The sequence below is a fragment of the Nostoc sp. genome (genome assembly GCF_036917315.1).
Lineage (GTDB): Bacteria > Cyanobacteriota > Cyanobacteriia > Cyanobacteriales > Nostocaceae > Nostoc.
Genome location: NZ_JBALDR010000013.1, coordinates 150,228 through 163,699 on the forward strand (window position 1 = coordinate 150,228; position 13,472 = coordinate 163,699).

Genomic DNA, 13,472 nt, shown 5'->3' on the forward strand with positions numbered 1-13,472 from the left:
CAGGCTAATTATTTTCTGCTAAATTCTGCACTGTAGCTCAAGCTGCTTCCCGCAGTTGTGGTTGTGAGGGCACACTCACCTCTGGAAATGAAAGCGAGAGTTGTTCGGCTTGAGGTACTGCCGCTTGCTGCAAAACTTGAACTTCAATATTCACGCTGACCAAATAACTACCTGTATCAGCACCAACTGCTTCGGCAATTAGTTTAGCAATGTCTGGGCGTTTGGCAGTCAGCGGGTCACGTAAAATACACCGATCCCATTCATGCTTGGCAGTCGGATTGAGGTTGAGAATATAATGCTTCATCATCGAACTAACCCTTGAATCCATCTTCCAGAAGGTTTTCACAGAGCCATTATGCATTTGGCTAGGCTTTGTGGACGCTATATCTATTATAGTATATTTGTACTAAATTGGCCGATATCTGAATCAGAAAGTAGGAAATATATCATGTCCGTCCAATTGGCTATATTCCCTAATCTATGCAGAAAGCCCAAAAATCCCTTTAACCGGACACGATTAAGCTGTTCCACATTTAAATTGCATAATTAGCGTAGGCTTTTCAATCTATGCCACAAGAGTTATATAAATTTTGAATTAGATGTCGTTTAGCTTATAAACCATTCCTAAAAGCGTATAGGTGTGTCTTAGCTATATTCCCGTGCTACATCCGATTAGTTAAAGGACTTCTAACAAATAATCAAAGTACGATTTCTACGATGGGTAAAGCCAACGCCAAATTTATCTATTCCTTTCTTCTTCAATTTGGTAGTGTCTCTGAATTCTTAATCCCAGAAAATCTGCCTATAGGTAAATTCTAATACAAAGGTATTGCAACTAAGCTTACAAAGCAACACCTTATATTTATGTAAATCGCTATATGGTAGATATCTATATTATTGACCTATTTGTCATTGGTCTACTTTTGCTAATGGTAACGTTAGGATCGGGTTGGATTACTCGCTTACCCCTTTCTTTTGCCATCATCTACCTAGTGGTTGGTATTTTTCTAGGCCCTTATGGCTTAGGACTGATTCAATTACGTCGGGATGACGTTTTTAACACCGAACTGCTGGAGAAAATAACAGAACTTGTCGTAATTATTTCTGTATTTAGTTGCGGCTTAAGAATTGTTCGGCCTCTAAAGTTGGGGGTTTGGGATATTACGGTGCGATTGATTGTATTTTTGATGCCAATTTCAATTTTTGCTCTGGCTGTTGTGGGTAAATTCTTTTTAGGCATGAATTGGGGAGAAGCAATTTTATTAGGAGCAATTCTCGCACCTACCGATCCAGTATTAGCATCAGAAGTACAACTAACCAGTGCAAATGACCAAGATGAGTTGAGATTTGGTTTAACTTCTGAAGGTGGATTAAATGATGCTTTAGCTTTTCCCTTCGTTTATTTTGGCATTCATGCCTTAGAAGATGACAACTGGGGTAACTGGTTTCAACAGTGGGTTACAGTTGATTTAATATGGGCGATCGCATCTGGCATTATTATGGGAATTGTTGTTGCCAAATCTATAGTTTGGATTGAAAAAAAGGTTCAAAAACGCCGTCCTGCCGATGAGTTAATGGAAGATTTTATTGCTATCAGCACAATTCTCATAACTTATTCATTAACAGAAATGGTTAATGGCTATGGATTTTTGGCGGTATTTGTTGCTGGGTTAGTTGTCCAACGCAGTTACAGAAATTCTGAAAAACCGATAGAACAATTAGAATTTGTTGAGCAAGTAGAAAAGCTGCTAGAAGTTGGGACAATTTTACTATTAGGTTCAATATTATTATTGAAACCAATGCTTAATTATGCTATGCAATCTCTGTTAGTAATAATTTTGTTATTCTTGATCGTCAGACCTTTAGGAGTTTGGATTAGCACAATAGGTAAACGTCCTCTAGATTCACGCCGCCGAACCTTTCACCCAGGAACTCGGTGGTTATTTGGATGGTTTGGTATTCGCGGTGTTGGTTCTTTATATTATCTAGCTTATGCCTTTGGTCATGGCTTGAAAGGTGAAGCAGCCGAACAAATTGCTTGGATAACTTACACTACCATTGTCGCTTCGGTAATTGTACATGGAATTAGTGCAACTCCATTAATGAAGTGGTATGAGCGCAATTTTGCTAACAACAGAAAAAATACTTCTTCCACCACAATAGACGAATTTGAGTGAAAGCAATTAATTTTTGCAGTCACTTTTAGATAGTGGCGACAGTTTAATTGTCTGAACCTTACTTCAAACCTAAGAGTTGCTTTGAGTCTTAATTCCCCTTTCTTTATAGGAAAGGGGTTTATATTAGGTCTATATTCCCTATTTACCTGTCACTTTTTCAATAACTTCTTTCGCTTTTTCGCCAAAACTTTCTGGGGGATTTTGTTTTTGTTCAGCCTTCAAATTTCTTTCGTAAGTCTTCTCTATAGTATTAAGATTTTTTGAATCTTTTATTGCTTGCTCATAAGCTTTTTCTCTGTCTTCTTCTTGAATACCAACACCTGGATCGTATTCGTTAGCACGATTAATTTTTTCTTCAGAATTTGGTTTATACTCTGGAGGTACTAGTTTTAATTCTTCAAGAGTAGTTGCATAACTACTTTGCTGAACAAAAATGAAGGAACCTGTCAAGCTGATGAAAACCATCAAGCCAACAACCAAAAAGCTTGAACGTAATGCTTGTTTTAAACTTAATAGAATTTTTTGCATGAAAAAATCTCCTAATCTTTGGTGATGAGCTTTTTTTAGATAGAAGATATGTTATATATCTTAGGCTCACAGGCATCCTAAGTGTTTAGGTACAGTTCTTTCTTCTATCTCAAGGTATATTAATTTTTAGCTAGGGTAATCTTATTCACAAGACTAAAATCCCCGACTTCTCTAAGAAGTCGGGGATCTCGTTGTTCACAAATGATTTAGTAGTAGGACAAAATTGTGCCACCTTACCCGCGTACCTCTTTAAAATGATAATCGCTATAGTCAAAGATTGTCGTGCTTACTAACATACCATCTAGAATTCAACTTCTGGACTAATAGTTCCAGTCTACTCAAGTAGACTGATATTTTTACTTTCCGATCGGATAGACACTTATGACCAACTGCGATTAATTTTAATTCCTCGGCTTTGCATTACCTCTTCAAATAAATTTGTTGGTAATGCTTCTTCTACAGGAAAAACTCCAGGTTTTTTGAGTTTACCTTCTAGCAATAACTGGGCAATACTACCTGTGCCACAACCAGAAGCCACAGCTGTATTTTCATGCACTACAGTTGAGCAATAAACGGCTGTTTCACCATTTTTCTGCCCTGTAACCTCAGAACGAACTGCTACTCCAATTCCACTAAAATTATTAGTGACATCTGTCATTGAATGGCTGACATGAGACAGAAATTCAATCATGTAACGACGCTGCATTAACCACTTGGGAAAAATATGTGCAGCAATCCAAGTTAGGTGATTGTAAAAATCTGGAACGGAACCAAACTTAGTAATTACAGTTTTCACTGATGGGAATGCATGGGGCAGTGTAAAGGTTTCTGGCATATCAAACCAGTAAACTCCGGTGCGTCCATAAGGCGGTGGAAACTCAACTAATTCTCTTTCACTATAAGGCTTAATTATCTTCCACTTTCCATCTATCCAAGTCTCAAAAGGATACTGCAACCCAAGAAAAGTTGTCCGCATCACTGTAATGCCAGCACCGCCAGAACCGGAAACTAAATAACTTAAATGGATCTTTTCTGGTTTATCAAATTGTTCAACGCCTTGACGTACCATGCTGTTAGAAATACCAGGGAAAATGCCAGTATTAATAATTGCCGTCACGCCAGCAGCAGCAGCTTGTTCATTATACTGGAGAGCTTTGCTGGTATAAGAACGATGGTCGCTGACATCTAGATAATTAACGCCTTCAGCAATACAGGTTTCGAGAACATTAGTATCTCGATAGTGGAATGGCCCGGCACAATGGATGACTAAATTAGAGTTTGCGATCGCATCTCGCAGTTTGTCAACTTCTGTCAAATCTAATATCAAAAACTGCACTTGTCCCCCGGAAGATAAGCTCACAGCCTTTCCAAACTCCGCAGAACGTCCAGTAATCGTAATTTGTGCTTGCGTATGGGTAGCTAGATCCTCGGCAACACTGCTACCAATCCGCCCTCTTCCTCCAAGAATTAAAACGCTGTCTGTCATTACTCCAAATTCGCAACACTAACCTTATTTCATCAGTTTTGCGTCCTGTCTGGCATCGGTTATAAGTATGATTTATAGTATTTAATAAAATTTCTACTCTATCTAAATAGTTGTAAATAAGTTTGTACTAAGGACTTTAGTCCTTATTTTCTAAGCACTAAAGTGCTTACTACAAACTCTTCATTACTAACTTTACAAAATACTACATTTGCGCTTCAATTTGCCTAACTACCGTTAGCGCCGAGTAACTCACCCCAGCCGTACCTTCCCCTGGATGGGTGGAGTCACCAACTAACCACAGATGCGGGATTGGTGTCCGATTGGCGAACCCAAAGGGGCCAAAAGTGGGAATTCTTTGACCAATACCGCCAACTATACCGCGATCGCGGGCTGTGAAATGGGCAAAGGTGCGGGGTGTTGCCGCTTCTTGATAAATAATAGTTTCTGGTTTGAGATAAAAGTATTGGGCAAGACGAGCGATCGCTTCTTGGGTAAACTTTTCTTTTAGTCCTTCATAATCATCAGTCTGCCACCACTGTGCAGGATCGACAAACGAAGAAGCGATAATTGTCGCTTTCCCCTCCGGTGCGCGACCATCTCCAGGATGACTGACGGAAACAAACAGGGAATTATTCTCGCCAATGGGGCCATCAGCATCGTACAGAAATTGTAAGTGGGGAGGGCATTCAGGCGGAATCGCGCTGGCATCTACACCCAAATAAACCACAAAAGCACCCGATGCTTGGGGCAGTTTTTCCACCCGGTTTTTATAACCAGATGGCGCTTGTTCTCCCAATAATTGCACCAAGTTTTGCACGGTGACATTGCTAACTATGTGGTCGGCGACTTCTGTCCAGACTTCGCCAGTTTTCTGATTTCTAATGACAACAGCAGTAGCTTTGCCGTTTTCTACTTTGATTTCTTCAACAGTGTGGCGCATCAATAATTTGCCGCCATCTCTTTCTAAGGATTGTACCAAGCGATCGCTTAATACTTGCATACTTCCCTGGAGGTGAAATAATCCTTGGGGCAGTTGAGATACACTCAACGCTGTGGCGGCATAAAGTAATGCTGTCTCGTCTGCATCCACCTGGGAGTATAGCTTCAGTTGCAAATCTAAAAAAGTTCTCAGTCGTCGGTTATTTCCCAATCCACATAACCGTAAAGCATCTCCTACGGTAAACAAGGTGAAGGGTACGGTAATTAATGTACTCGGACGCACCGCCTGAGTTAGCTGCCACAAATCCCATAAATTACGCGGTGGTAGTACCGGGTCGCGTCCTTGAAATTCCCAACTAGCATCAAATAAAGTTGCCATCAACTGCCAAAATGGTTCGCTACCAGGAAACTGTTTTTGTCGTTCCTCTTGCCATTTCTCTTGGTCGCGCCAAACGTTGATAGGTGTGGTTTCCCCAGGTAAATACACCGCACAAGCAGGGTCGCAAGGCGTTGCTTGTGGCAAATCTATTGACAATTCTGAGAAAATCCGGTGGTGAATTCCCCCTGGTTCCAACCCCGCCACTTGAGTTGCTCCCACATCAAAGGTAAATCCCTGGCGTTTAAACGTTGAAGCACAGCCTCCTGGTACGAGGGCTTGATCTAAAATTAAGACACTGTAACCTCTATGAGCTAATAATGCCCCAGCAGTCAGTCCACCTATTCCCGCACCAATAACAGTGACATGAGAGTTACTTTTGTCAAGAAAAATGCTGGACATTGATTACTTTCTTTAAAATTCTTAATACTTTTACTTATAATTTTACCTTAATCTCTGACTTCAATAGGGTCGAAGGGTGCGATTTATCAGTTGAGTCCAATACAGACCTAACCCGCAACCCCTTCCCTATAAGGCTATCCATTACCCGGATCTTTCTTAACATTTGCGAGAGTATTGACTCAGGTTTTTATAACCCTGATTCGTTCGTTGTTCATTCTCAATAAAAACGCAGTTTTAGCGAGAAGATTAAAAGCGAATTTGTCAAGTATACCTAAATTCTCAATGTCTAAGAAGGTTATAGAACATGGGTTTCAAGATTGTAAAGAAAGATGTGGGTAACGCATAGCCTATAAGGGAAGGGGAGTAAGATTCAAAGCCTCTCTCCTCTTAGGAGAGAGGTTTGGAGAAAGGTCAAAGAAGCGCTATATTATCCCGCGATTTGAATCACCGGCGGATCAACCTAAACCCAAAAAGTTTGAAATCAACGGTAATAGATTGCTGCATTGTTCAACCAACTTTGTAGCAGTGGGTAAACTAGAAATTGTCCCTTTTAAAATCTTTATAGCTGTTTTCGCCGCCTTTTTCATCGCCCCCTCTTGAGGACTTTTCCCGGCTTCTGCTAAAGCTTTCACTTGCTCTAATGCCTCAGCTTTATCTTCTTGCAGTAAGTTTGTATCAGCCTCAATTGCTGCTTGCAATTGCGTCAACAATTCCTTAATTCCCGGTTTTTCTGGTTCGGGAGACGTTGGTAAGTCGTTGATGGTATTTGTTACCGCACCACTGATTTCACCTAAATTAATTGTTCCCGTTGCATTAAAATCTCTGCCGACATTAATATTGCGGCTGGCATCATTACTGTTAGTCATAAATATATTCCCTGCATTATCTCCAAATTGGAAGTTTTGAACATTGCCGCTTTCAGCCGCTAAAAATCTAACAATATTTGTCATTTCTGTACTTTTGCGGATTATCTCATCATATCGAGCTTGTGATAGTGCTTTATATTTTTCCACTTCTTGCAGCGCCAGTTGATACATTTGCTTCAAATCACTATGAATCTTTTCTTTATCAGCATCAACAGGCACTTTTATTCTAATAACAAATACGCCATCTTTGTTTACAATACTCTGGATAGCTAGTTCCGTATCTTCATTTTCAACTTGCACTTGTTGGAAAGCATTAATAAAAGCTTTCCAATCAATACCGTTGCGAAAAATTAAATCAACAGTATTTAAAACCTCTTCAAAGAGTTTAGTAAATTCTCCTGGTTGAAATTCGCCACTACTGGGACGGCGTTCGCGGTCATCGGTTCCTAGCCTGGGATATTCGAGAAGATAGATAAAGCGACAATCTACGTTATGTAACTTGGTTGTACTGTCAATATTCCATGCTTCTATACAAGCACCAGTCATGTGGGCACTGGTAAAATTAGTATTTATAGCTTGAGTAATAGTTAGGTTTGCCCATTCTAAACAAGCTCCCTCAAAGGTGGCTGCAATAATATCAGCACCTTTAAGATTAGCCTTATTCAGGTCTGCATCTTTCAGATTTGCACCTCTTAGGTTAGCACCAGCATAAGATTTTCCCCTACCATTGCAGGTAACAAGCAAGTTGAGAACAGCGCGGTTAGCTAGTATAGTGTCGTCTACTCTGGCAAAGTCTAGGTTTTTGGCTTCATAAAAACGAGTAAGTGTTAGGTTTGTTTTCCTAAAGTCTGTGTTTTCGAGAATTGCACCAGTAAAATCAGCATTAATCAAGTTAGCACCATAAAAACTTGTACCGCCTGTAGCAGCAAAGGTATTAACAACTGAATCAAACCAAGCGTCTTGATCATCTCTACTTTGAATCCTCCATCCAATCAAAATATTAAATAATATAGACGCAACGCTGATGGTTAAACCAAAGACAATGGCTAAACCTTTGGGTAATGTTCTAATTACAGGAAAGGCTTTGGGAAAGGTAACAACTAAAATAACGACTACGGGTGAGACAAAGACAAGAATGACGGCTATAACTCCTAAACCTGTTATTAAATTTTTGCGAAAAGTGACAATATAAAAAACTACTACAACAATATTGCAGACTAAACCAATGAATAGGTTTCCAGTGTATCTAGTGTCAAAAATAGATGCTGCTGATAAACCAAGACTAATTGAATAAATCACTCCTTGTGCTAACAGCACGAATGCGACTATGAGCAAGACAATTAGCCAATGAAGCTGTAGTCCAGCTTTAGCACCTGTAAAATCAGCATCTTTAAGAATCGCATTGGTAAAATTTGCTCCTCTAATATCCTTACCGCTAAAGTTAGCCCCAGTCAGATTTTGACCTTTAAAAGAGCAACCTCGGAAATTTTGACCGGAGTAGTCTGGCGGCATAATCGCGTCAGCAAGAAATTTTTACAGAGATTTTATACAACTTTACTCTGCAATATTTCGGATTTTGGGAAAATAAAGAAAATACAAAAATTTTGGATGCAACACGCAGTATAAGAGCATAACTGTGCATCCTTACCTTTAAATGCTTAAGTTATCATCAGCAATATTGAAGTTGGTGTAACCATACTTAACCTGTAGTTATCAATATGGCAACTGTAGCAGTCTCAGAACTTACGGGAGCGGCTCCCCAATTTATGGGAGTAGCTCCCCAATTTATGGGAGTGGCTCCTGAACTTATGGGAGCAGTTCCCGAACTTATGGGAGTGGCTCCTAAACTTATGGGAGCAGTTCCCGAACTTATGGGAGTGGCTCCCGAATTTATGGGAGCAGTTCCCGAACTTATGGGAGTGGCTCCCGAACTTATGGGAGCGGTCTAATTCATGACGGGAGCAGTCTACTTTGCAACATTACTCACTAATTGCGGTGTTTCAAGTTCTGCTAATTATTCGGATACAGGAGCGTAGGCGCAGCCCACACTTCTCTACGAGACGCTGCGCGTAGCTTGCTTCCACAAAGTGGTACGGCATGGTTCGACTCCGGCTCCATCGAGCGAAGCCGAGATGCTCACCAGCCGCTCAGTGACCATCGTAGACATCGCTTCACCAATACTTTTGAGAAATTGTTGAACGAACTTTCGCTTAGTGGAATCAATCTCGTCGCTTAAGTATGGATGATGAGCTTTTACCAGAATTGCCAGAAAACCCCCCTAAAAACAAAAAAAACCCGCCGTAGCGGGTTGCACAACAAAACTATGAACAATGAAAACTTGATTTAGCTGGAATACCTCATTTCAGCTTCCAGTTGACGAATTAGCTGTTCGTCGCCTTTTGCTCTAGCTATTTCCAAGCGATGCTCTAGGCTTCTTTGAATATTCGCTCTGTGAGTTTCTCGTGATTTGCTCAAACTTTGTAGTCTATTTTGACTCATAGTGATTACCTGCTTTAATTTTTCAATTTATGTCTTGTATTCTTAACATAGCACACATTTTGTAGCTGTTGCTACAGAAAATATATTTTTTATATAATTTTACCAAAATATGTCTAATAACCAGATAGATGAACAACCACTTGTGACTTTACTGAGCGATTTCGGCGATCGCGATGTTTATGTAGGCATAATGAAGGGAGTCATAGCCCAAATCAACCCTAGACTGACGGTGGTAGACTTAACGCACCAAATTCCGCCGCAAGGTATTGTCGCAGCCAGGTTTAGCTTGATGAATGCTTATGCTCATTTCCCCATTGGGACAGTGCATCTGGCAGTAGTAGATCCAGGTGTGGGAAGCAAGCGACGAGCGATCGCAGTAGAATTTGCTCAAGGGTTTTTGGTCGGGCCAGATAATGGTATCTTTAGCGGGGTACTCAGTCAAAACCCCGCGATCGCAGCGGTCGAACTTACAAATCTTAATTATTGGCGCACTCCTCAACCAAGCAAGACTTTTCACGGTAGGGATATCTTTGCACCAGTGGCAGCTAATCTTGCTAGTGGTGTCCCCCTCAAACAGCTAGGACAAGAAATCGATCCAGTAAGTTTGGTAAATCTGGATATAGGCAACTGCAAGCAGACAACCACCAGTGTAGTGGGTTGCATTCAATATATTGACCGCTTTGGCAACCTAGTGAGTAACATTCCAGCGAGTTACGTGCAAGGCAAAAGTTGGTATGTGCAAGTTGCCGGATTGAGTGTAGCAGGCTGTGAAACTTACAGTGAGGTGAAAGTGGGAGAGATAATAGCTTTAGTTGGCAGTCACGGCTGGGTAGAAATTGCCATTAATTGCGGAGATGCTCACTCACAATTACAGATTAATTTACAAGATGTGGTAGAAGTCTTGTTTTTTTTAGAAAATCAGACTAGTGAATATTGTTAAAGTTAAGACAGTGAAAAATCACCAGCCTGCAAAGTGCCTGTTGCTGATTTGTGGGGAAGTCAAAGAAAAGGGAAAATTCTAGATATAAAAAGGAGGATGGGCAACTACACACCACTTAAAAACAAGCATTTTCATTCACCGTAGGCAGTGCCAATTCGACAAAAATTTCCAGAAAGCAACTGCTAAAAGATGTAAGTTTAGGAATGGTGACATGAAGTTGCCTTATTGCTCATAATAATAAAAGTAACCCTTGAGCAATTTCCTGTTGTACTCTACTAGAAAATCATAATTATATTCTTAGCTATGACTACACAAACACTCTCTGCACCAGAAGTTTATCAAGGTCAGTTTGGGGAATTTACAATTACTCAGAGCGATCGCACTGGCGTAATTATCTATCGCGCTGGATTAATGGTAGCAGCACTGAGCTTTGCCATCGGCAGCGCCTTGATTTTACTCAACAATAACCCAACTGTTGTAACTTTACTGACACCTCTATATGCTTGTTTTAGTCTCGCGCTTGGTGTAAGTTTATTTACCATCCATATCTACATGGCATCACTGCACCGAACGTTGCAAGTTTTTTGGGCGATTGGTAATATCGCATCAGTGATTCTGGCGATCGCTAGTAGTGAACCTTTAGCTCTTACTGTTTACAATCAGCCAATTACCTTATTTGGGGTTGGTTTTATCTTCGTAGCTTTGACAGGTATTTATTTTAAAGAGGCTTTTTGCTTCAATCGCCTAGAAACCAAAGTATTAACCCCAATTGTACCGCTACTGTTGTTAGGACATTTGGTAGGAATTTTACCAACTCAGGGAGAAAGCATTTTATTAGGAACTTGGGCGATATTATTTTTAGTGTTTGCCCTGCGCAAGACAGTCCAAGCCATTCCTGCTGATATTGGAGATAAATCTGTGTTTACCTACTTGAAAGAACAACGTTTAGCAAAGGTTTAATGCGGATAAAAAATCGTCGGTGTCAAAAATTTCCTAAAATCAAACTAATCAAACGCCAAGAAATGTGGACACTTACGGCTCAAGGGTGGGCGATTGCGATCGCTTTGATTATTTATTTAATATTTTTCATTTTTACTCATGTACACTCATTTCTTGCGGTAACTTCCCCGATCCAATCGGCAGAAGTATTAGTTGTTGAAGGATGGCTACCAGATTACGCTATAGAAAAAGCTTTGACTGAATTTAAAAACGGTTCTTATCATCAAATAATTACTACCGGAGGCACATTAGGAAAAGGAAGTTATCTTACCGGATACAAGAACTTTGCAGACGTGTCGGCTGACACTTTCATAAAACTCGGTTTAGAAGCAGAAAAAGTAGTAGCTGTTCCGACACCTTTTGTAGTTAAGGATCGTAGTTATGCATCTGCTGCTGAATTTGAGCGTTGGCTATCCAATTCAAATTTAAAAATAGAATCGATTAATCTTTTTTCCTTGGACGTTCATGCCCGTAGGAGTTGGTTTCTTTTTAAAAAAATACTTACCCCTCACATTAACGTTGGGGTGATTGCTGCTACAACGCAAGATTATAATCCAAACAAATGGTGGGGTTCTAGCGAAGGTGTGCGGACGGTTCTTGATGAAGGTATAGCTTATCTTTATGCACGTTTTCTGAATTGGAAAACCTAACATTAATACAGTACCCGGATTTCTCACCACACCTCGAATGGAGGAGTAGTGAGTAGTGAGTAAGGAGTAATGAGTAAGAATCTACAAGTTCTTGCACTGGTATTGCACCTGTTGCAATATGCTTATTACTCATTACTCATTACTCATTACTCCTTACTCATTACTCATTACTCATTACTCATCATCAAACGCCTGAAGCTTGTGAGAAATGCGGGAGTAGAAATATTGGCTTGGGCAGCCATTTAATTTTGGATTTTGGATTTACTGAAAAATCCAAAATCCAAAATTAAAAATGGTATTACTTACCCAGGATTTGTAATAATGCTTGCCGATAAATTTTCAGACCCTCTGCATTCAGGTGGTCGCCATCGCTGGTTAAATTTGCTTTCAAAACATTATTTTCATATAATGGTGCTAGTCCGGCTGCGGCAACTGGTACTTTTTCTGTTTCAGCCACTCGATCAATCAGAACATTAATTTGTTCAACTCTAGAATTTGGAGCTGCTACAGTTGGATCTGAGCTTGCTGCCACTGTCGAATAAAAAGCCGGAATCAGAAAAATCTCTTTAGTTGCCATTGTGCGCAGAAGTGCGATCGCCTCTTGGAGATTTTTGCTAAATAACTCATCACTAATTTTATACAAAGCATCGTTTCCACCTATGGCAATAATGGCTTTTTCGCATTTCACCTTGGTAGGAATTAAACTTTTCAGTTGTTCTAGTAAAGAGATTGTACTCAGACCATTTAACCCAAAATTAAAAGTACCACTCCCAAGGGTATTGCCAAGTCCAGCCGAAATAGAATCGCCAAATAAGCAACCTGAGAACTGTTTATCCTGGGCGGCGAGTGTTTGATATTGTAGGGCAACTCTTCCTAAAGGTGAAGAACTTACGTCATCTTTCGGCGGCGCATCAGCAGAACTAGCAGAGGAATTTGCCATACCGACTAACTTCTTAATCTTTGACACCTCAATAACTAGTTGATCGCTGGGATAGGCTTGGAGAAAGCTGGTTATTCCTAGACCTTCTGGCGATCTTGCTCCGACGATCAGGGCAGATCGTAGTGCTTGTATACTGGCTTTATCGCGACGAGCGATCGCTTGGGAAGCAAAAGATAAAATTTGCTTGCCCATTCCTGTGTTTATCAGCTTATCTAAAGCCACAATATCAAGCGACATTTTCACTTGCAGGGCTTCTTGGAACTTCTGTTTCTCTTTAACGCTGAGGTAATTTAGGAAAGATTGCAGATCGCTAGAAGCCTTTTGAGTCTCGCCATAGTTGCGTATATCTGCCACCGGAATTGATTGCTCAAACAATCCGTACCTGACGGTAACTTTTTCGGCTGCCAAACTAGGTAATAAACCAAGGCCACTATGCACCAGTAAAAATATTAAGCACCCAGATAGGCTTATTAGAAGACGATAAAAATATTTCATCACAGAAGATAAGAAGATAGATAGTCAATAGTTAATAGTCAAGAGTCAAGAGTCAAAAGTCAAGGGGGATTAGGAAAGAGGTCTTTGTAGAGACGGCGATTCATCGCGTCTCTTGCCTTAACCGCACAGTATCGCCCCTACTCCATCAACAGCGAACCCGAATTTGGGAATACTC

General features: G+C 40.4%; 13 protein-coding genes. 6 read left to right on the plus strand and 7 right to left on the minus strand.

Features of this window, described 5'->3' with window-relative positions:
* Positions 1-37: 37 nt before the first annotated feature.
* Positions 38-307 (minus strand): hypothetical protein, encoded by a 270-nt coding sequence (locus V7K84_RS06960; protein ID WP_069069307.1) that lies wholly within the window; start codon positions 305-307, stop codon positions 38-40.
* A gap of 571 nt (positions 308-878) precedes the next feature.
* Between V7K84_RS06960 and V7K84_RS06965 the strand changes: the two genes are divergently transcribed.
* Positions 879-2,177 (plus strand): cation:proton antiporter, encoded by a 1,299-nt coding sequence (locus tag V7K84_RS06965; protein ID WP_334837081.1) that lies wholly within the window; start codon positions 879-881, stop codon positions 2,175-2,177.
* A 138-nt stretch (positions 2,178-2,315) separates the two neighbouring features.
* Here V7K84_RS06965 and V7K84_RS06970 read toward each other — a convergent pair whose 3' ends face one another.
* The 4 genes from V7K84_RS06970 to V7K84_RS06985 all read right to left on the minus strand — a co-directional run bounded on the left by V7K84_RS06970 (position 2,316) and on the right by V7K84_RS06985 (position 8,286).
* Entirely contained in the window at positions 2,316-2,705 is a 390-nt protein-coding gene (locus tag V7K84_RS06970) for a hypothetical protein (protein ID WP_334837082.1), read from the minus strand.
* A 379-nt stretch (positions 2,706-3,084) separates the two neighbouring features.
* Complete coding sequence (locus V7K84_RS06975) at positions 3,085-4,191, minus strand: saccharopine dehydrogenase family protein (protein WP_334837083.1); 1,107 nt, start codon at positions 4,189-4,191, stop codon at positions 3,085-3,087.
* A gap of 202 nt (positions 4,192-4,393) precedes the next feature.
* Positions 4,394-5,908, minus strand: a complete 1,515-nt coding sequence (gene crtD, locus V7K84_RS06980) for a C-3',4' desaturase CrtD (RefSeq protein WP_334837084.1) — start codon at positions 5,906-5,908, stop codon at positions 4,394-4,396.
* A gap of 455 nt (positions 5,909-6,363) precedes the next feature.
* A complete protein-coding gene (locus tag V7K84_RS06985; protein ID WP_334837085.1) occupies positions 6,364-8,286 on the minus strand; it encodes a pentapeptide repeat-containing protein in 1,923 nt (640 codons plus the stop codon).
* A gap of 206 nt (positions 8,287-8,492) precedes the next feature.
* Between V7K84_RS06985 and V7K84_RS06990 the strand changes: the two genes are divergently transcribed.
* Positions 8,493-8,723 (plus strand): hypothetical protein, encoded by a 231-nt coding sequence (locus V7K84_RS06990; protein WP_334837086.1) that lies wholly within the window; start codon positions 8,493-8,495, stop codon positions 8,721-8,723.
* A 394-nt stretch (positions 8,724-9,117) separates the two neighbouring features.
* Here V7K84_RS06990 and pirA read toward each other — a convergent pair whose 3' ends face one another.
* Positions 9,118-9,273 (minus strand): arginine synthesis PII-interacting regulator PirA, encoded by a 156-nt coding sequence (gene pirA / locus V7K84_RS06995; RefSeq protein WP_292738868.1) that lies wholly within the window; start codon positions 9,271-9,273, stop codon positions 9,118-9,120.
* A 109-nt stretch (positions 9,274-9,382) separates the two neighbouring features.
* Here pirA and V7K84_RS07000 point away from each other — a divergent pair, with 109 nt between their 5' ends.
* The 4 genes from V7K84_RS07000 (at position 9,383) to V7K84_RS07015 (ending at position 12,108) form a co-directional block, all read left to right on the plus strand.
* Positions 9,383-10,213 (plus strand): SAM hydrolase/SAM-dependent halogenase family protein, encoded by an 831-nt coding sequence (locus V7K84_RS07000; RefSeq protein ID WP_334837087.1) that lies wholly within the window; start codon positions 9,383-9,385, stop codon positions 10,211-10,213.
* Positions 10,214-10,516: 303 nt separating this feature from the next.
* Positions 10,517-11,173, plus strand: coding sequence for a DUF2301 domain-containing membrane protein (locus V7K84_RS07005; RefSeq protein WP_334837088.1), 657 nt, complete (start codon positions 10,517-10,519; stop codon positions 11,171-11,173).
* Complete coding sequence (locus V7K84_RS07010) at positions 11,173-11,862, plus strand: YdcF family protein (protein ID WP_334837089.1); 690 nt, start codon at positions 11,173-11,175, stop codon at positions 11,860-11,862. The genes V7K84_RS07005 and V7K84_RS07010 overlap by 1 nt, the downstream gene beginning before the upstream one ends.
* Before the next feature lie 69 nt (positions 11,863-11,931).
* A complete protein-coding gene (locus V7K84_RS07015) occupies positions 11,932-12,108 on the plus strand; it encodes a hypothetical protein (protein ID WP_334837090.1) in 177 nt (58 codons plus the stop codon).
* Positions 12,109-12,160: 52 nt separating this feature from the next.
* Here V7K84_RS07015 and V7K84_RS07020 read toward each other — a convergent pair whose 3' ends face one another.
* The gene (locus tag V7K84_RS07020) at positions 12,161-13,240 is read right to left on the minus strand and encodes an alpha/beta hydrolase (RefSeq protein ID WP_334837091.1); all 1,080 of its coding nucleotides are present in this window, start codon (positions 13,238-13,240) and stop codon (positions 12,161-12,163) included.
* Between the last annotated feature and the right edge of the window lie 232 nt (positions 13,241-13,472).

Excerpts from the sequence above, each read along its gene's own strand:
- crtD (WP_334837084.1), bottom strand. The coding sequence starts at position 5,908 with ATGTCCAGCATTTTTCTTGACAAAAGTAACTCTCATGTCACTGTTATT.
- V7K84_RS07000 (WP_334837087.1), top strand. The coding sequence starts at position 9,383 with ATGTCTAATAACCAGATAGATGAACAACCACTTGTGACTTTACTGAGC.
- V7K84_RS06965 (WP_334837081.1), top strand. The coding sequence starts at position 879 with ATGGTAGATATCTATATTATTGACCTATTTGTCATTGGTCTACTTTTG.
- V7K84_RS06960 (WP_069069307.1), bottom strand. The coding sequence starts at position 307 with ATGATGAAGCATTATATTCTCAACCTCAATCCGACTGCCAAGCATGAA.
- V7K84_RS06990 (WP_334837086.1), top strand. The coding sequence starts at position 8,493 with ATGGCAACTGTAGCAGTCTCAGAACTTACGGGAGCGGCTCCCCAATTT.
- V7K84_RS06975 (WP_334837083.1), bottom strand. The coding sequence starts at position 4,191 with ATGACAGACAGCGTTTTAATTCTTGGAGGAAGAGGGCGGATTGGTAGC.
- V7K84_RS06985 (WP_334837085.1), bottom strand. The coding sequence starts at position 8,286 with ATGCCGCCAGACTACTCCGGTCAAAATTTCCGAGGTTGCTCTTTTAAA.
- V7K84_RS07005 (WP_334837088.1), top strand. The coding sequence starts at position 10,517 with ATGACTACACAAACACTCTCTGCACCAGAAGTTTATCAAGGTCAGTTT.
- V7K84_RS07010 (WP_334837089.1), top strand. The coding sequence starts at position 11,173 with ATGCGGATAAAAAATCGTCGGTGTCAAAAATTTCCTAAAATCAAACTA.
- pirA (WP_292738868.1), bottom strand. The coding sequence starts at position 9,273 with ATGAGTCAAAATAGACTACAAAGTTTGAGCAAATCACGAGAAACTCAC.
- V7K84_RS07015 (WP_334837090.1), top strand. The coding sequence starts at position 11,932 with ATGAGTAAGAATCTACAAGTTCTTGCACTGGTATTGCACCTGTTGCAA.
- V7K84_RS06970 (WP_334837082.1), bottom strand. The coding sequence starts at position 2,705 with ATGCAAAAAATTCTATTAAGTTTAAAACAAGCATTACGTTCAAGCTTT.